The 17,487-nt window shown below is 71.1% G+C and carries 11 protein-coding genes and 1 pseudogene; 7 read left to right on the top strand and 5 right to left on the bottom strand.

The window, feature by feature from the left end; all coding sequences use genetic code 11:
- Positions 1 to 281 precede the first annotated feature (281 nt).
- Positions 282 to 1,211, bottom strand: a complete 930-nt coding sequence (locus tag Prum_RS31635; RefSeq protein ID WP_173079787.1) for an acetamidase/formamidase family protein — start codon at positions 1,209 to 1,211, stop codon at positions 282 to 284.
- A gap of 23 nt (positions 1,212 to 1,234) precedes the next feature.
- Between Prum_RS31635 and Prum_RS31630 the strand changes: the two genes are divergently transcribed.
- Both Prum_RS31630 and Prum_RS31625 read left to right on the top strand, forming a co-directional pair.
- On the top strand, positions 1,235 to 2,116 hold the full coding sequence (locus Prum_RS31630) for an LLM class flavin-dependent oxidoreductase (RefSeq protein ID WP_173079786.1): 882 nt from the start codon (positions 1,235 to 1,237) through the stop codon (positions 2,114 to 2,116).
- A 10-nt stretch (positions 2,117 to 2,126) separates the two neighbouring features.
- Complete coding sequence (locus tag Prum_RS31625; RefSeq protein ID WP_173079785.1) at positions 2,127 to 3,959, top strand: Xaa-Pro dipeptidyl-peptidase; 1,833 nt, start codon at positions 2,127 to 2,129, stop codon at positions 3,957 to 3,959.
- On the opposite strand, the gene Prum_RS31620 is transcribed toward Prum_RS31625, so the two are convergent.
- Positions 3,922 to 4,998 (bottom strand): acyltransferase family protein, encoded by a 1,077-nt coding sequence (locus Prum_RS31620; protein ID WP_173079784.1) that lies wholly within the window; start codon positions 4,996 to 4,998, stop codon positions 3,922 to 3,924. The two genes, Prum_RS31625 and Prum_RS31620, sit on opposite strands and share 38 nt — an antisense overlap.
- Before the next feature lie 248 nt (positions 4,999 to 5,246).
- On the opposite strand from Prum_RS31620, the gene Prum_RS31615 reads away from it, so the two are divergent.
- Positions 5,247 to 5,828 (top strand): hypothetical protein, encoded by a 582-nt coding sequence (locus Prum_RS31615; protein WP_173079783.1) that lies wholly within the window; start codon positions 5,247 to 5,249, stop codon positions 5,826 to 5,828.
- A 239-nt stretch (positions 5,829 to 6,067) separates the two neighbouring features.
- Here Prum_RS31615 and Prum_RS31610 read toward each other — a convergent pair.
- Positions 6,068 to 8,910: pseudogene (locus Prum_RS31610) on the bottom strand (glycoside hydrolase family 48 protein).
- Positions 8,911 to 10,166: 1,256 nt separating this feature from the next.
- Between Prum_RS31610 and Prum_RS31605 the strand changes: the two are divergent.
- From Prum_RS31605 to Prum_RS53960, 4 genes are all read left to right on the top strand, one after another.
- Entirely contained in the window at positions 10,167 to 11,669 is a 1,503-nt protein-coding gene (locus Prum_RS31605; protein WP_173079782.1) for a GH1 family beta-glucosidase, read from the top strand.
- 64 nt (positions 11,670 to 11,733) lie between these two features.
- Positions 11,734 to 12,723 (top strand): phosphotransferase family protein, encoded by a 990-nt coding sequence (locus Prum_RS31600; RefSeq protein WP_173079781.1) that lies wholly within the window; start codon positions 11,734 to 11,736, stop codon positions 12,721 to 12,723.
- Between the two features lie 21 nt (positions 12,724 to 12,744).
- Positions 12,745 to 13,824, top strand: a complete 1,080-nt coding sequence (locus tag Prum_RS31595; RefSeq protein ID WP_173079780.1) for a serine/threonine-protein kinase — start codon at positions 12,745 to 12,747, stop codon at positions 13,822 to 13,824.
- 2 nt (positions 13,825 to 13,826) lie between these two features.
- On the top strand, positions 13,827 to 14,249 hold the full coding sequence (locus tag Prum_RS53960) for a hypothetical protein (protein ID WP_173079779.1): 423 nt from the start codon (positions 13,827 to 13,829) through the stop codon (positions 14,247 to 14,249).
- Between the two features lie 246 nt (positions 14,250 to 14,495).
- Here the strand turns inward: Prum_RS53960 and Prum_RS31585 are convergent, their stop codons facing one another.
- Complete coding sequence (locus Prum_RS31585; protein WP_173079778.1) at positions 14,496 to 14,927, bottom strand: roadblock/LC7 domain-containing protein; 432 nt, start codon at positions 14,925 to 14,927, stop codon at positions 14,496 to 14,498.
- Positions 14,924 to 17,365, bottom strand: a complete 2,442-nt coding sequence (locus Prum_RS31580) for a sensor histidine kinase (RefSeq protein WP_246278215.1) — start codon at positions 17,363 to 17,365, stop codon at positions 14,924 to 14,926. Before Prum_RS31580 ends, Prum_RS31585 begins: the two co-directional genes overlap by 4 nt.
- Between the last annotated feature and the right edge of the window lie 122 nt (positions 17,366 to 17,487).

The raw sequence follows: 17,487 nt of genomic DNA, 5'->3' as shown, positions 1-17,487 counted from the left end.
GAACCACGGCCATATGCCCTTGATCGACGCACCTTCCCTTGATCGGCGAGGCGGTGTACGCCGACCGGTCCGCCCGGACCGGGAGCCGCACCTCACGCACGAACAGAGGTCCGGCATGGCGGATGTTGACGCTCGCCCGCCGATCAAGGACCTCCTCGCCGATCAAGGGCGAATGGTCGTGGTTTGATCTCCGATCCACGACCGTTTGCCCTTGATCGACGGGGTTGTCCTTGATCGGCGGGCGGAGGGCACGGGGGGCGCCCGCCGCGGGCGGGGCGCGGTCACGCGGTGTGGAGTGCGTCGTGGGGGAGGACGGCGTGCACGCCGACCGTTTGGTTGACGATTTGGGTGACGCGGACGTCGACGGCGACGCTGGCCAGCGCGATCGCGTCCCGGCGGGACACCCCGTGCAGCCGGCCCAGCAGCGCGAACATCGCCTCCAGCGCCTCGTACGTGGCGTCGTCCAGGGTCGGACCCAGGCCCATCGTCAGCCAGCCGGCCGCCGTACGAGCGACCGGGCCGGTCAGCGCCCAGTCGTCGCGCAGCCCGAACGTCAGCTCGACCCGGTCCATCGGGCACTCGATCGCCGTGCCGCTGACCTCGCCGTCGCCCTGCTTCGCGTGCCCGTCGCCGGCCGAGAACAGCGCGCCCTCGACCGGAACCGGCAGGTACAGGGTGCTGCCGGCGACCAGGTCGCGGCAGTCGAGGTTGCCGCCGTGCCGGCGCGGCGGGATGGTCGAGTGCTCACCCGGCTCAGCCGGCGGCATCCCCATCACGCCGAGGAACGGCCGCAGCGTCACCCCATGGCCGTGCTGGTTGCGGCCGGTCATCGCCTCGGGGTCGAGCTCCCAGGTGTGTACTGCCGTCTCGCCCAGCTCGCCGTACCGCTCGTTGAACGCGCTGGGCCAGCCGCCGGCCACGCAGGTGCCCCAGGTGGCCGGGACCACCGCGTCGACGCGCACCTCCAGCACCATGCCCGGCCGGGCGCCGCGCACCGCGATCGGGCCGACCAGGGCGTGCCCGTACCCGGCGCGGTAGTGCTCGGCGCGCGGCCGGTTCTGGATGCCGCCACCGGTGTACGGCCCGGCCGACCACCAGCAGTCGAGAGTGGAGAACCGGACCGTGTCGCCGGGCTCGACGGTGAGCACCGGCGGGTAGTCCGGGGAGAAGTAGCCGTGCAGGGTTCGAGCGTCCGGCTCAAGAACGTGCATAGCGCAGGGTAGCGTGGCCCCGCATGCGGGTGGGCATCGTGATTCTGGCGGACCAGCGGTGGGCGACGGCCGCGGAGCGCTGGCGGCGCGCGGAGGCGTACGGCTTCGACCACGCCTGGACCTACGACCACGTCGGCTGGCGCGACCTGGTCGACGGGCCCTGGTTCGACGCGGTGCCGACGCTGACCGCTGCCGCCATGGTGACGTCGCGGATCCGGCTGGGCACGCTGGTGGCCTCGCCCAACTTCCGGCACCCGGTGCACTTCGCCCGGGAGGTGACGGCGCTGGACGACATCTCCGGCGGCCGGCTGACGCTCGGCGTGGGCGCGGGCGGCATCGGCGGGTACGACGCCGACGTGCTGGGCTGGCCGGCGCTGTCCGCGCGGGCCCGGGTCGACCGGTTCGCCGAGTTCCTCGACGTGCTCGACCGGCTGCTGCGCGACGAGCCGGTGACCGTACGCGGCGAGCACTACGCGGCCGTCGACGCGCGCGGCACGCCCGGGAGTGTGCAGTCGCCGCGAGTGCCGTTCGTGGTCGCCGCCAACGGTCCGCGCTCGATGCGGCTGGCCGCCCGCTACGGCACCGGCTGGATCACGACCGGCGCCAAGACCACCGACCTGGACCAGTGGTGGCGGGCGGTACGGGACAACGCCGACCGCTTCGACGAGACGCTCGCGAAAGAACAAAAAGATCCGTCCACCGTGGACAGGTACCTCTCGCTCGACGCGGCGCCGGTGTTCTCGCTGTCCAGCGCGGCCTACTTCGCCGACGCGGTCGGGCGGGCGGCGGAGCACGGCTTCACCGACGTCGTCACCCACTGGCCGCGCGCCAGCAGCTGGTACGCCGGCGACGAAGCCGTCCTGGAGGAGGTCGCGACCGGCGTGTTGCCCGCACTCATCCGCTAGGGTCGATGCCATGCGATGGTTGATGGGGGCAGCGCTGGCCGGCATGATCGTCACACTCGCGAGTCCCGCGGCGGCGTCCGCCGCGCCCCGGGTGGTGGTGCGGGACGGGGTGACCCAGCCGGTGTTCGACTACACGCAGGCGATCCGGGAGCGGGTCTTCATCGAGACCACGGTCGACAGCGACGGCGACGGCCGGCGCGACCGGGTGGAGGCGCGGATCATCCGGCCGCGCGAGACCGAGCAGGGCCTGCGCGTACCCACGATCTTCCAGCCGAGCCCGTACTACGCCGGCATCCTCGACGTGCCCAACCACGACGACATCGACCGGGACGACGCGGGCGCGGCCACCCGGTGGGCCGCCGCGCGCAGCGTCGAGGAGGAGATCTTCTTCGGCGGGTTCCTGGACAACTACTTCGTGCCGCGCGGCTACGCGGTGGTGTTCGCGGACAGCCTCGGCAGCGGCGGCTCGGACGGCTGCCCCACCTCCGGCGGGGAGAACGAGACCCTCGGCATGAAGGCGGTCGTGGACTGGCTGACCGGGCGGGCCCGGGCCACCGACGTCGACGGCCGCCCGGCCGCCGCGCGCTGGTCCAGCGGCCGGGTCGGCATGACGGGTACGTCGTACAACGGCACGCTGCCCAACGCGGTCGCCGCGACCGGGGTGCGCGGCCTGGAGACCATCGTGCCGATCGCCGCCATCTCCAGCTGGTACGACTACTACCGCGCCAACGGCGGCGTGGTGGCCCCCGGCGGCTTCCAGGGCGAGGACACCGACATCCTGGCCAAGGCGGTGCTGACCCGCCAGCGGCCGGAGCAGTGCGCGGACGTGATCGCCGCGCTGGAGCGGGACCAGGACCGGGAAACCGGCGACTACAGCAGGTTCTGGCAGGAGCGCGACTATCTGCGCGACGCCGGCAAGGTGCGGGCCAGCGTGCTGCTCGTGCACGGCCTCAACGACTGGAACGTCAAGACCCAGCACTTCGGACAGTGGTGGGACGCGCTGGCGGCCCGGGGCGTGCCGCGCAAGATCTGGCTGCACCAGGGCCCGCACACCAGCCCGTTCTCGGTACGCCGCGCGGAGTGGGTCGCGACCCTGCACCGCTGGTTCGATAGCTGGCTGCACCGGGTCGACAACGGCATCATGGCCGAGCCGGTGGCCGACGTCGAGGTCGCGCCGAACCAGTGGCGTACCTACCGCAATTGGCCGGTGCCGGGCACCCGGGCGACCACGCTGCGCCTCGGCCCGCTCGCCGTGGCCGGGCAGGGCACCAGCTTCGTGGACGCGCCGAGCCGTACCGCGGAGGACCTGGTCGCGGGCGAGCAGGCCGCCGACCCCAACCGGCTGGCGTTCCTCACCGCGCCGCTGGACCGGCCGCTGCACCTGTCCGGGACGCCGCGGCTGGACGTGCGGGCCAGCCTGGACGGTCGCTCGCCGTACCTGACCGCGCTGCTGGTCGACTACGGCACGGCGGACCGGGCGACCGGTCTGGCGCCGGGCGAGGGCCAGGACTGCGTCGGCCCCAGCATCCCCGGCGACCCGGGCTGCTTCAACCGCGTGCGGTACACCGTGGAGTCCACGCCGTGGAAGATCGTGTCCCGGGGCTGGCTGGACGTGCGCAACCGGAAGTCGATCTGGCGTACCGACCCGATCACGCCCGGTAAGGCGTACTCGTTCTCCTGGGGCATGCAACCGCAGGACCACGTCTTCGCGGCCGGGCACCGGATCGGGATCGTGCTCATCTCGACCGACCGCGACTACACGCTGCGCTACCGGGCCGGCACGCAGGTCACCGTGGACCTGCGCGCTAGCCGCGTGACGCTGCCGCTGGCGAGCGCCGGCTAGGCGACAGCAGCCGCATCCCCGGCACCTCGACGAAGCGGTGCACCGCGTACGCCAGGGCGTACGCGGCGGCGAGCAGGCCGGCGGCGATCCCGACCGCCGGCCAGAACGCCCACGGTCCGCGCATCTCGAAGAGCTCGACCGCGGTGACGATGACCAGCAGGTGCACCAGGAAGAACGCGTACGACACCTCGCCGAGGTGCACGGCCACCGGATGCCGCCACACCGACCGGGCGCCGCTCAGGTCGGCGCGCGCGGCCGCGGGGATGAGCAGCGCGGTCCCGACGATGGTGGCCGCGGTGTCGCGGGTCTGCGCGGGCGCCCAGCCGACGGCGAGGTAGTTCGCCAGGAACAGGCCGGTGGCCAGGCGCAGCCCCGGCCCGCGCCACGCGCCGACGATGACCAGCCGCGCCAGCACGATGCCGAGCGTGAACTCGGCCATCCGGGTCACCGGGAAGATGTAGACGAACCAGCGTTCGTGCTCGGGCGCCACCGCGACCGTGGCGATGGCCGGCATGAGCCAGGTCACCGCGATGAGGGCGGCGCCGATGGCGTACAGGTACGCGGGGCGCAGCCGGCGCAGGCCCGCGTGTAGCAGCGGGAAGCACAGGTAGAAGAACATCTCGGCGGACAGCGACCAGGCCACCGGGTTGATGCCGAGGTAGACGAAGTCCTGTGTGTACCAGCCGTGCACGAGCAGCGCGCTGGCGCCGAGCGGCTCCCAGAAGATCGGCGGTATCCGGTCGGTCACGACGAGTGAGCCCACGGCGAGCGCGAGCGCGATGAGGTGCGCCGGGTAGACCCGCGCGATCCGCCCCTGCCAGAAGCGCCATGGCGTGCGGCCGGGCTTGACCGACCAGGTCAGCACGAAGCCGGACAGCACGAAGAAGAACGAGACGCCCAGGTCACCGGCGTCGAACAGGAGCTTGGCGACCCGCCGCGCGAACGGGTCGACGAGCGGAACGAAGGAGTACGCGTGCAGCCCGAACACCAGGAAGGCGGCGGCGAAACGTAGTCCGGTCAGCGACGGCAGTCGGGGCACGGGGACCTAGCCAACCACACGAGCGGAGACGCGACAAACGCAGCGAGGACCCCAAACCACAAAGAGGAGAGGCCGCCACGGGGGAAGCGGCCTCTCCTTTAAACAGGTTACCCCATCCGGCGGTTTGTGGGGTACGCGAATGTGCCTGATCCCGCGCGAAATGGCTGGCTGTCGGCTGACCGACAAATGGACCTTGACCTGGCCTGTCGTGGGAGTCACCGAGTGACACGAGTGGTTAGAGTGCCGCGGTGAGCATGGTGCAGCGGCTGGCGCGGGAGTATGGCTGGCTGGGCGCGGCCGTGGGGCTGGGCACACTGGTGCTGCTCTGCTCGGTGCCGTTCGTCTCCGGCACGAGCCTGACCTGGAACTCCGCGCAGTCGGTCACCGCCGAGAGCGCCGAGCCGGCCCCTTTCGTCGTACCCACGCCGCTGGAGTCCGTGACGCAGGTCGCGCCGCCGACGGCGGCCCCCACGCCCGCACCGTCGTGGGCGAAGCCGAAGCCGACGGCCTCGTCGCGCCAGCCGGTGGCCCGCAGCAGCCCGACGCCGCGGCGTACGACGGCCGCGCCGCCCCGCGAACCGGTCCTGCTCGGGCCGAGCGACAGCGGCCAGTTGTGGGGCATCACCGACGCCTGGTGCAAGCAGCGCGACCGCGACTCCTACGTGCAGCCGGGCCAGCAGGGCGACGGGCGCTGGTGGTGCTTTCGCTGGGGCGTGCCACCCACCACCGTGGACATGAACGCAGCGTGCCGGATCCGCTACGGGAGCAGCGCGTTCGCGCAGACGTCCAACGGTCGCGATCCCAACGCCTGGCGCTGCTACCGGTCGTGACATTGAGCCGGGCGAGTGACACCGTAGTGCCACCCGCCCGGATGATTTGGGGTGGTGGGCCAGCCGGACCGCTGCGTTGGCCAATCCGGCCGGCCCACCACTAGCTGGCCTGACCGTGGGAATCAGGCCGTCTAGCAAGCCTGACCGTGGGAATCAGGCTGACTAGATGAGAGGGGTACCTCGGGTGGGGATGGGAAGGAGAGGAACCATCCCCACCCGAGGGGGTTGCCGATCGGTTGTCAGGCGCCGATCAGCCGGTCGTAGTCGTGCAGTGCCATGGCCACATCAACCTGTGCCCAGAAGCGGTGGTAGGTGAACGTTGGAGCCGCACCACCGTTCAGGTACGCCTGCACCTTCGGCCACTCCGGGTCGTTGCGCAGGAACGACCGGATGCTGATGAAGGTGCTGCTGGAGTTGATCGCGTCGCCGTTCGGCATGACGCCGGTGTAGCTCGGCGGGATGTACAGGCCCTGGCCGGTGCTGGAGTTGTAGGCGTCGTCGAACCGGTTGTAGTCCGCCCGGGTCTCGGTCACCGACACGCCGCGGGTGTCCTTGCGGGCAAGGACGGCGTCGAGCAGCGCCTTGGCCGTGGTGCGAGCCTGCGCGTGGTTGGCCTTGGCGCCGTAGTAGATCAGCGTCCGGGCGTACGCGCCGGCAACACCGACGTCCTGCGTGTGGTCCACGACGGACACGTGCAGGCCGGCGTTGTTGACCGAGGTGGTGCTGCTGGTCCAGTTGCCGCCGGGCTGGCCGGACCAGCTCAGCGTCGACGGGATCTGGTACGTGGTGCCGCTGACCGTCGTGTTGGCGATCGCCCAGGTGACCCACTTGTCCAGCAGCGCCTTGGCCTGCGCGTTGCCGGTCTCGTAGTAGTACTCCGCGACCCGCTCCATGGTCCACGCCTGGAAGCCGAACCACTGGTTCGACGGCGGGTCGTGGTACACCGGGTCCACGTCGTACGTCATGCCGTAGAACTGCGGCGCGCCGGCCGGGCGGGCGCTGTAGTCGCCGTTCCAGCTGTTGGTCGCGCCACCGGCGATGGCACCCTCGGCGGACTGCAGCCAGGTGTAGAACTGGATCTGCCGGGTGAGGCTGGTCGCCCAGTCGGTCTGCGCGGTCGAGGACCGCGGGATCAGCTCCGGCGTGGTGGACAGCGCCCAGGCCGCGAACGGGTTCTGGTAGCCGCCGTGGTTGTGGCTGGAACCGATGCGCCACGCCCAGCTGCTGCTGCCCTGCGGGCCGCCCCAGGCGGAGTACCAGGACAGCAGGTACGTCGAGCTGCTCTTGCCGGTGCCCGCGGTGCAGGTCGGCGACGCGCAGCCCGGGTTCTTGAAGTACTTGTCGTACATCGAGTACCGCAGGTAGTCGCCCATCTGCGCGGCCTTGGTGATGGTGGCCGAGATGTCCGCCTGCTTGCCCTGCTCCTTGGCCCACTTCAGCGCCCAGTACGCGGCCTGGACGGCGCGCGCGTCGGCGTCGGGTGCGCTCGTGTACCGCCACTGCTGGGTGTACGTCGAGTCACCGATGAAGATCGGCAGGTAGCCGCCGTTGCCGGTGCGCCCGAAGTTGAACGTCTCGCACGACGGGTGCGGGACAGTCTCGAAGACGCCCTCCTGCGGGCCGCGCTGGTACGTGTTGATGTACGCCGGCTTGGTGGTGCGGTCGCCGCAGCGGCCAAAGCCGTACACGTTGTCGACGTCCATCAGCCAGTGCATCTGGTACATGCGGTTGTTGCCGTAGGTGGAGGTCAGCTCGTTGTAGAGCGGGTCCTGGCCGACCGGGATCGAGGAGTTGAGCAGGCCGCCCTGCTGCGGGTACAGGCTGGGCTGGTTGGCCTCGGGGCATAGTCGGCCGGGTCGTTCGGGTTGTAGCCACCCTGCGTCTCGGTCGGGATGATGTACCGCTCCATGATGTTCCAGGCGTTGTTGAACGGCGCCCAGTTCTGCGTGGTGCGGCCGTACATCGCCTCCAGGAACAGCCAGTAGCTGAACGCCTCGGAGGTGGTCTCGTGCCCGTGGTCCGGGGCCTCCACGATCAGCGTCTCGACCGAGTGGTACGGCACGCCCTCGGGGCTGAAGTAGCCGTTCGCCGGAGCCTTGATCTTGTTGTAGAGCTCCAGGAACTCGGCGCCGTACGTGCCGGGCGTGCTGCCCTCGTCGTCGGTCACGGTGACCGCGGTGACCGAGGAGGTGTAGTTGGTCGCGCTCGCGGTGATGGTCGCCGTGTCGTTGGTGCTGTCGGCGTCCTGGGCCGCGCTCACCGGCACGTTGACGCCGGTGCTCCAGTTCGCCGAGGTGATCGTCGCGCTGGTGGCGCCGAGGGTGACGTCCGCGTCGCCGGTCTTGGCCAGGTTGACGGTGACGCTGGCGGTGGTGGGTGCCGCGCTGAGCTTGACGTTCAGCTGGCCGCTGGTGCCCTCACCGATGCTGAGCGTGGCGGGCGTGACGATGCTCGCCTGCCCGGTGCCGGTGACCGTGAAGGACCGTTCGGCGGTCGCGGTCAGCGCCGGGGTCGCGTTGTCGTACGCCCTGGCCTGGACCGTGTAGCTGCCGGCGGGCAGGGCGGTGTTGAGGTAGCTGTATGGCGCCGTGGTGTCGGTGTTGACCAGCAGGCCGTTGCGGTAGAACTCGACCCTGTTGATCGTGCCGTCGGCGTCGCTGGCGGTGGCGGAGAACGTGACGTCCGCCGGCGCGGTGAACGTCGCGCCCTGGGCCGGGCTGGTCAGCGTCACGGTGGGCGCCTGGTTGGCGGTGCCGCCACAGGCCACACCGTTGATCGTGAAGGCGGTCGGCTTTCCGTTGGTGCCCGAGTACGAGGCGTTGAAGCCGATGTTGACCGAGCCGTTGGTGGCGATGCTTCCGTTCCACGGCATGTTGGTGGCGGTCACTTGGTTGCTGCCGGCGGCCTGGGTCCAGTTCGCGGACCAGCCCTGCGTGATGCGCTGGTTGCCGGGGAAGGCGAAGCCGAGGTTCCAGCTCGTCAGCGGATCGCCGATGTTCCTGATCGTCACGCTGGCTGTGAAGCCGGTGCTCCAGTCATTGGTCGTATAGACCACGTCGCAGGCGGTCGCGGCGTAGGCCATGCTTACGGGCAGGCCCACCATCCCTCCCGCGACCAGCGCGCCGGCGGCGACGAAAGCCACCCGGCGTTTTCTTGCGGTGAGCTTCATTGTGGAGTGTCTCCTCGCGGACCGAGCCGAGCCCAGGAGGGCTTCGGCTGGCGCCTTCTACGCGGTGATGACGAGCGGCGCGTAGGGCGGAAGGCGCCGGGGGCAGTTCACAACTGAGCAATGTGGGGCGCCGTCCCTAGACTCGGATGCCCTCGGCGGCCCTCGGTTCGCGCGGTGTTGGCTCCCTCACGCGATGTTTCGACAGTCTTGCATGGGAGCGCTCCCGCAGCAAGTGGGCGCGTTTTTGCCCTGGCGCTCGATCCCCGAAACCGCTCCTGACCTGCGATCTAGCGACATCCACGGGTTTCATTGCGGTTGGCTAGGTGTTTCGATCTTGTTTTGGGTCTTTCACAAAGCCGTAACGGGTACTACAGTCCAACCAACGTCGATGGGAGCGCTTCCATTGATGTCGATGCAAGTTCGCGGGGGACAACACTACAGGGGCACGCCAGCACCTAGGCGTCGTCCCGCACCGCTCAGCCGCAGAGCTGGCGGCGGGCCAGCCCGGACTCCGCCGCCAGCGTCTCACCCCCCGGTCGAGAGGAGGTGGAACCAGAGCCACTCGCGTGGCCCGGCTCCCGCGCGACATGCGCGATGAGGAGGCAGAATCTTCATCGCGCGTGTGTAACTGATGGTGGGGACGGGGGTTGCCCTCCCCGTCCCCACGCTAATTTCCTCTCAAGAATAGGGGAATCGGTCGACGGGACAGGCGCTAGACGCCCGACCGGTCGGTCAGACCCCGCGCCATGCTCTCCAGTGCCTGCTCAGCACCATCTGCCCGTCGCCGTCCGTCCACACCGGCCGGTCAACGCGGACCGGCTCCACGCCACCGCACGACCCGCCCCTGTGTCCGACATCTTGTATGAGCCCATGCGCCCATAATTCTGCCTCCGCGCCGCCAGGCGGCACGCCGGCCGAATGACGGGCGACGCCCTGGACCCGACAGCGCTACGGCACCGACGCCACCCGCGGTCCCGCCGTGGGTGCGTACGGGCCCGGTCGGGGCGGCCCGCCTGATCACCGGCGGGTGCGGCTCCGGCCGAGCGATGTGCCCGTTTCCCCGGCCTCATCGCTACCCGATCACCCCATTTCCATCCGCCACGATCCGGGTTAGCCTTGGGAGCGCTCCCAGACCAAGGGGGATGGGCCACCACCGAGGAGACCCGAACATGTCCGTACTCACCAGGCGGCACTTCCGCCGCCGTGCCGCGCTATCCGCCGCCGGCTCGTTACCGGTGCGCGCGTCGAGCGGCACCACCGCCGCATCGATGCCAACCGCTACCTCTGGCAGATCTGCCCTGCTCAACGGGGGTAGGTCGACCGACCCGTCCCGAGACCCGGCGGCCGACGCCCGGCTCGGGCTCGTCTTTCCGGAGGGCTTCGGCTGGGGCGCCGCCACATCGGCGTACCAGATCGAAGGAGCAGCGAAGGACGACGGCCGCGGCGAGTCGGTGTGGGACACGTACAGCCACATGGGCCGCACCCGCAACGGGGACACCGGCGACGTCGCCGTCGACCACTACCACCGGTACCCCGAAGACCTCGACCTGATGAGCGAGCTCGGGATTCGGTCGTACCGGTTCTCGGTCTCCTGGCCGCGTATCCAGCCCGACGGCACCGGCGCGCCCAACCAGCGGGGCCTGGACTTCTACCGGCGCATCGTCGACGGTCTGCTGGAGCGCGGCATCGAGCCGATGGCCACGCTGTTTCACTGGGACACCCCGCAGGCGCTGCAGGACCAAGGCGGCTGGGAAGACCGCGACACCGCCTACCGCTTCGCCGAATACACCGAGCACGTCTACGCGGCGCTCGGCGACGCCATTCCGGTCTGGCTGACCGTCAACGAGCCCAAGACCGTCGTGCAGAACGGCTACATCACCGGCCACCACGCGCCCGGCAAGAACGACGTGCCGCTCGCCTACCAGGTCCTGCACCACCTGCAACTCGGCCACGGCCTCGCGGTCCAGGCGCTGCGCGCCACCGGCAGCACGGCGCGCATCGGGCCGGCGTTCAACCTGCACCCGTGCTACCCGGCCGACGACTCCGCCGCGGCCGCCGCCGCCACGCGCCTCTACGACGGGTACGAGAACCGCCTCTACCTGGACTCGGCGCTGCGCGGCTTCTACCCCGAGGACGTCCTGGCCGACCAGGGGCCCGACAGCCCGTTCGCGCGCTCGATCCGCGACGGCGACCTGGCCATCATCTCCTCCCCGGTGGACCTGCTCGCCGTGCAGTACTACACGCCGATCTACGTCACCGGCACCGGCGAGACCGAGATGCGGCACGCCACCACCGAGGCGTTCTGGCAGCAGATCTACCCGGACGGCATGTACGACATCCTCACCCGGGTCACCCGCGAGTACGGCCCGATCCCGCTGACCGTCACCGAAAACGGGCTGCCCTGCCCCGACGTGCTCGGCCCCGAGGACGACATCGACGACGTGGAGCGGGTGGCGTTCCTGCGCGACCACTTCGCGGCCGCCCACCGGGCCATCGCCGACGGAGTGCCGCTGGAGAGCTACCACGTGTGGTCGCTGCTGGACAACTTCGAGTGGGACCAGGGCTATGAGGAACGGTGGGGGCTGATCTACGTTGACTACGCCACCCAGCGGCGCATCCTCAAGCGCAGCGCCCACTGGTACAAGGGCGTGATCGCCAGCAACATGGTGTGACCTGACGTTTCCTGGCGCGCCCGGCGTCTTCGCCGGGCGCGCCCCTTTTTTGTGAGGCAGGCCCATGGAGAGCAGCACCAAGCGCAAGGTCACCGAGGCCGAGCTCGTCCAGCTGGTGCACCGCGGCTTCGGCGCGCAGACCGAGATCGCCCGGTGGCACGAGCTGACCGACGGCACCTACAACGCGGCGTACGCGGTGACCCTCGCCGACGAGCGCGACCTGGTCCTCAAGGTCGCCCCGGCGCCGGGCCTGAAGCTGCTCACCCACGAGGTCGACCTCATGCGCACCGAGGTGGACTTCTACCGGCTAACCTCCGGCGCCGGCGTACCCGTGCCCGAGGTGGCCTTCGCCGACTTCGACCGGGACCTGCTCGACAGCGACTACGCCTTCCTCAGCCGGATCCCGGGCACCGACCTGCACAGCTCGCTCAAGGAGCTGACGCCGGCCGAGACCGCCGACGTGCGCGGCCAGGTCGCCGGGCTCACCGCCCGCATCCACCGGATCACCGGTCCCGGGTACGGCTACCCGCTGCGCGACAGCCGCAGCTGGCAGTCGACCTGGCGGGGCGCGTTCGGCGCGATGGTCGACGACCTGGTGGCCGACGCGCAGCGACTGGACAAGCCGCTCCCGGTCCCCCCGGAGCGGATCGGTGCCATGATCCGCCGGCACGCCGACGTCCTGGACGAAGTGGACCGTCCCGCGTTGGTCCATTTCGACCTGTGGGACGGAAACGTCTTCATCGTGCCAACTTCCGGCGGCTGGCGGGTGGCCGGATTCATCGATGGCGAACGCGCCTTCTACGGCGACCCGGTGGCCGAGTTCGTCAGCCTCGCGCTCTTTCGCGACCTCGCCGACGCACCGGAGATTCTCGCTGGCTACGACCCACCGATCGAGCTGAACGCGAGCGTTTCCCGCCGGCTCAACCTCTATACGACGTACCTGTTCACCATCATGGCCGTCGAAGGCGCGACCCGCGGCTGGGATGGCGACGAACGCGCCCGCTACGAAGAGTGGCTCCTGGAACGTCTGGACGCACAGTTGGCGATGCTCTGACCATCGGACAAACTAGTCGACATGACCTTCGCCCCCGGGCTGCTCCTGCACGACCGGTACGCCGTCGTCGAACAGATCGGCGTCGGCGGGATGTCAGAGGTCTGGCTCGCGATTGACCAGGTGCTCGACCGGCCCGTCGCGGTCAAGGCGCTCATCGCCACCCTCGACGACGACTCCGACCTCTTCGCCGCCACGTGGCGCGAGGCCAGGGCGACGGCCAAGCTCACCCATCCGCACGTCACCCAGGTGTACGACTACGGGGAGCAACCTCTCGACGACGGCGAGGTCATCCCGTACCTGGTGATGGAGTTGGTCGACGGGCGCAACCTCGCCGACCGGCTCACCTCCGGCCCGCTGCCGTGGCCCGAGGCCGTACGCATGGCCTCCCAGGTCGCCGCCGGCCTCGCCGCCGCACACCGGATGGGCGTGGTGCACCGCGACGTCAAGCCCGGCAACGTCATGCTCACCGAGACCGGCGCCAAGGTGCTCGACTTCGGCATCGCCGCCTTCCGCGGCTCGCGTCCCGAAGGCGACGGCGGCTGGCTGGTCGGCACCCCGGCGTACGCGGCGCCGGAACGGCTCGACTCCGGTCCACCCGACCCCGCCGCCGACGTGTACGCCCTCGGCGCCCTCCTCTACGAGGCGCTGACCGGCCGCCCACCGCTGGCCGTGGTCACCTGGGACGAGGCCGAAGACGCGCACCGCCGGGCCCCCTCGATCACGCCACCCGCCGTACCGGGCCTGCCGTCGGCCGTGGTGGCGCTGGTGCTGGCCTGCCTGTCCCGCGACCCGGGCCGCCGGCCACGCGCCCAGGACGTCTCCGAGGCGCTCGACTCGGCCGCTCCCGCCCCCGCCCTCGCGCCCAGCCCGCCGCCGGCGACGTCGGTCCGCCCGTCCCGCTCCCCGGCTCGTCCCGCGACCTGCGCGCCCCCGCCGGCCCCCGGTACGCCCGCGGCGTCGCCCGAGCATCGTCCGACGCCCCGTCCCGCCCGCCGGCCCTCGGCCCCGCGACCTCGGTCGGCCGCCCTCTGCCGGCCGGGCGTGGCGCACCGGCCGCCCGGGTCGCCGAACGCCGCCGCGGCCTCCGCCCCTCCCTCATGATCATGACGGGCCTGCTCCTGGCCGGAGGCGTGACGGCCGCGGCGGTCGCCTCATTCGTGCCCACCGCCCCGACCAACGGCAACGGCCCCGGCGGCGCAGGCGGCCGAGCCGCCCCACCCCGCACGTCCGCCCCGGCCCGGGCCGTCTCCCCCGCCGACCTCGTCGCCGAGGTCGACTCCACCCTCGAACTCGCCATCGCCGCCGGCCGGATCGACGACGACGCGGCCGACGACCTGCGCGACGGCGTCGATGACCTGGAGCGCACCCTGGCCCGCAACGACCCCGACGAGCTCCGCGAGGAGGCCGGCGAACTCCTGGAGCAGATCAACGACTTCAACGAGGGCTCCGTCGCCCAAGAGGCCCGCCTGGACCTGACCCTCGCCCTCGACCCCCTGCTCCAATCCGGCTCCACCCGCAACGGCTAACCCACCCCCCTCCCCCTCCCCCTCCCCCGGCGCTCGTCGATCAAGGCTTTGCGCGTCGATCAAGGGCAAACGGTCGTGGTTTGGAGATCAAAGCACGGCCATTCGCCCTTGATCGACGCGGAAGCCCTTGATCGACGCGCAAAGCCTTGATCGACGCGGACCCGGCGAGACGCCGAGCGGCGAGACGCGAGCGGCGGCCAGCGGGCGGCGGGACGCGGTGGGGTGAGGACGCGGTGGGGTGGGGGGCTAGCGGGGTAGGGCTTGTTGGAGTTCGGCGCGCAGGGCCGGGGTGAGCATCTCGCCGGCCTGCTTGGCCAGCCGGGCCATCTCGTACCCGACCACGCCGATGTCGGCGTCGCCCGCCGCGAGCGTGGCCAGGATCGAACCGTCCCGGATCGTCATCACCAGGAAGTAGCCCCGGCCCAGTTCCACCACGGTCTGCTTGACGATGTCGTTGTCGAACATCTGCGCGGCGCCGTTCGTGATGCTCACCAGGCCGGAGGTCACCGCCGCCAGCTTGTCGGCGTGGTCGCGCGGCAGGTGGTCGGAGACGGCGACCAGCAGCCCGTCGGTGGAGACCACGATCGCGTGCGCCACACCGGGCGTGCGATCGGCGAACGCGCTGACCAACCAGCTCAGATCACGGGCGTCTTGGCTGAGTTGTGCTTCCCCGCTCACGGTGTTGCCTCCTGGTTGACTCCGCTGATCTCCTCGGCCTCGGCTCGGCGTACACCGCCGTAGAACCGGGCGAGCATGCTGCCCACCGCCTCCGGGTCGGGCTCGAACCGCGGCGGGGGCACGACCGGCACCGGCATGTCCGCCGCGTCCGGAAGCTGGGCCATTGGTACGCGCACGGGCAGCCCGTTCGCCATGGTGCCACCGGTGACCGGCTTGGCCGGCGGCGGCGTCGAGCTCCCGAGTGACGCCGGCACGGTCGCGGCGGGGCCGGCGGGCCCGGCCGGCCCGGACGCGGCGCCGAGCGGGCGGCCGCCGGCATGCCGGGACCACCACGTGCTGCCGGTGTTCGCCGACGTGGCGCCGGCCGATTTGAGCACGTCCTCGGCGCGGGTGGGCAGCCGGCGGCTCTGCCGGGCCACCGCGTCGAGAGCGGGCCGGGGTACGACGGCCGGGCCCAGGGCGAGCCGCAGTTCCCGGCTCACCGAGTCCGGCAGGGCGGCGGCGACCGCGGCCAGCATCGGCCGGACGGCCGGCTCGGGCAGGGCGCGTGCCGGTGGGGCGGCGGCCAGCAGCACGGCCGGCAGCAACACGCTGGCGACAATCCCCCGCTCGTCGCCGGTGCGCAGCTGTACCCGGACGCCGTGCCGGGCGGCGAGGTGGCTGACCACGAACAGGCCCATCCGTTCGGACGCGGCGACGTCGGCGGCGGGCGGCTCGGCGAGCAGCGCGTTGGCCTCTTCCAGGGCCGACTCGCTCATGCCGATGCCCTCGTCGATGATTTCGACCAGGGCGGTCCGGCCGCTCGCGGCCTGCCCGGTGATCTGCACGTTCGTGAACGGCGGGGAGAAGTTGGTCGCGTTCTCCAGCAGCTCGGCGAGCAGGTGCACCAGGTCGGCGACGGCGTGGCCGACCACGTGGATCTGGTCCACCGCGTCGTGCCGTACCCGGGGGTACTGCTCGATCTCGGCCGCGGCGGCCAGCACGACGGCGGACACCGCGACCGGCTCGTTCCACCGGCGGCTGGACTCGGTGCCGGCGAGCACCAGCAGGCTCTCGTCGTTACGGCGCATGCGGGCCGCGAGGTGGTCGAGCTTGAAGAGGTTGGCGAGCTGGTCCGGGTCGCCCTCTTCGCGTTCCAGGTCGTCCAGCAGCTCCAGCTGCCGTTCCACCAGGACCTGGCTGCGCCGGGCCAGGTTGACGAACATGGCATTGACGTTGCGACGCATGATCGCTTGCTCGACGGCGAGGTCGACGGCGCTGCGGTGCACGGCGACGAACGCCTCCGCCACCTCGCCGACCTCGTCCATCGACCGGACCGCCGACGGCGACACTTCGATGTCGGGCACGCCCGCGTCGACGGTGCGCAGCCGTTCCAGCGCCTCGGGCAGCTCCTTCTGGGCCACCTGCAGCGCGTGGCTGCGCAGGACGCGCAGCGAGCGGGCGATCGACCGGCCGATGGCCACGGAGATGAGCAGCGCGATCAGCAGGACGGCCAGCACCGAGCCCGCCACCAGCAGCGTCTGCCGCAGCTGCTCGCCGCTGCGCGCGCCGGCCTGCTCGGCCGCGTCGTCCAGCACACCCGCCTCGACCTGGCGCAGCAGGTCGTGCCGGTCCTGGCTCAGCGACCACCAGCGGAACGGCTCCAGCACCTTCGCGTCGCCGGTACCGGTGGCGATGGTGGTCTGCTCCATGGCGACCGCCGCGGCGAACTTGGGGTCGGCGGCGGCCAACTCGTACCGGATGATCTGGTCGTTGGTCGCGGCGACCCGGAAGTCGGCGAGCGCGGTCAGCTGCTGGGCCCGCAGGTCGGTGAGCTCCACCTGGTCGGTGGGTCCGTACTTGCCGGCGCTGGCCGCCGCGAAGAGCCGGGCGCGCAGCCGCGATCCGACCTCCTTGACCCGGGCCAGTTCGACGTACCGCAGCACCATGTCGGTCAGCTCGGGCCGCTCGATGCCGGGCGAGGGCTGGGCGAGCAGCGTGAGCAGGGCGTCGATGGCCCGGGTGTAGTTGCCGAACACCGTCTCGGCGCCCACCGCACCGCCGGACACCGCCGTACGCAGGGTCGACAGTTGGTCGAGCGCGTCGTTGGCACGGTTGAACGCCACCCGCCAGGCCGCGTTTCCGCCGCCCAGCGGCGAGGCGGCGTCCCGGAACTCGGTCACCGACCGGTCCACGGCCACGTAGTACTGCCGGATGTCGGCCGCCACCTGCGACGAGCCCATCTTCTGGGCCTGTACGGCGGCCAGGTTGCCCGCGGTGCGGTCGCGCTCGGTCTGCAGGTCGTGCACCAGCGTGGTGATCTGCTGGCCGACACGGACCTCGTCGGCGAACTCGTCCAGCACCGTGGCCTGGTCGACCAGCGAGACGGTCTGTACGCCGGCGACGACCATGAACGCGAGTGAGGGAATCACCAGAACCGTGGCAAGCTTGGTGCGCATTCGCCAATCGCGGACTCTGAGCCGCGAACGCCGCCGATGCGGGACAAGTCGGACATCGATCCGACGCCGATGGCGCGAAACCGTCCGGTCCGACGGTTCCGGGGCAGCAGCGACCACGCCTC

Origin of the sequence: Phytohabitans rumicis (assembly GCF_011764445.1) — a bacterium.
Classification (GTDB): Bacteria; Actinomycetota; Actinomycetes; order Mycobacteriales; family Micromonosporaceae; genus Phytohabitans; species Phytohabitans rumicis.
This window is presented reverse-complemented; position numbering and strand designations above follow the sequence as displayed.

Coding starts and splice junctions, on each gene's coding strand:
- Prum_RS31605 (WP_173079782.1), top strand. CDS start 10,167: ATGTCCGTACTCACCAGGCGGCACTTCCGCCGCCGTGCCGCGCTATCC.
- Prum_RS31600 (WP_173079781.1), top strand. CDS start 11,734: ATGGAGAGCAGCACCAAGCGCAAGGTCACCGAGGCCGAGCTCGTCCAG.
- Prum_RS31630 (WP_173079786.1), top strand. CDS start 1,235: ATGCGGGTGGGCATCGTGATTCTGGCGGACCAGCGGTGGGCGACGGCC.
- Prum_RS31580 (WP_246278215.1), bottom strand. CDS start 17,365: ATGCGCACCAAGCTTGCCACGGTTCTGGTGATTCCCTCACTCGCGTTC.
- Prum_RS53960 (WP_173079779.1), top strand. CDS start 13,827: ATGACGGGCCTGCTCCTGGCCGGAGGCGTGACGGCCGCGGCGGTCGCC.
- Prum_RS31595 (WP_173079780.1), top strand. CDS start 12,745: ATGACCTTCGCCCCCGGGCTGCTCCTGCACGACCGGTACGCCGTCGTC.
- Prum_RS31625 (WP_173079785.1), top strand. CDS start 2,127: ATGCGATGGTTGATGGGGGCAGCGCTGGCCGGCATGATCGTCACACTC.
- Prum_RS31635 (WP_173079787.1), bottom strand. CDS start 1,211: ATGCACGTTCTTGAGCCGGACGCTCGAACCCTGCACGGCTACTTCTCC.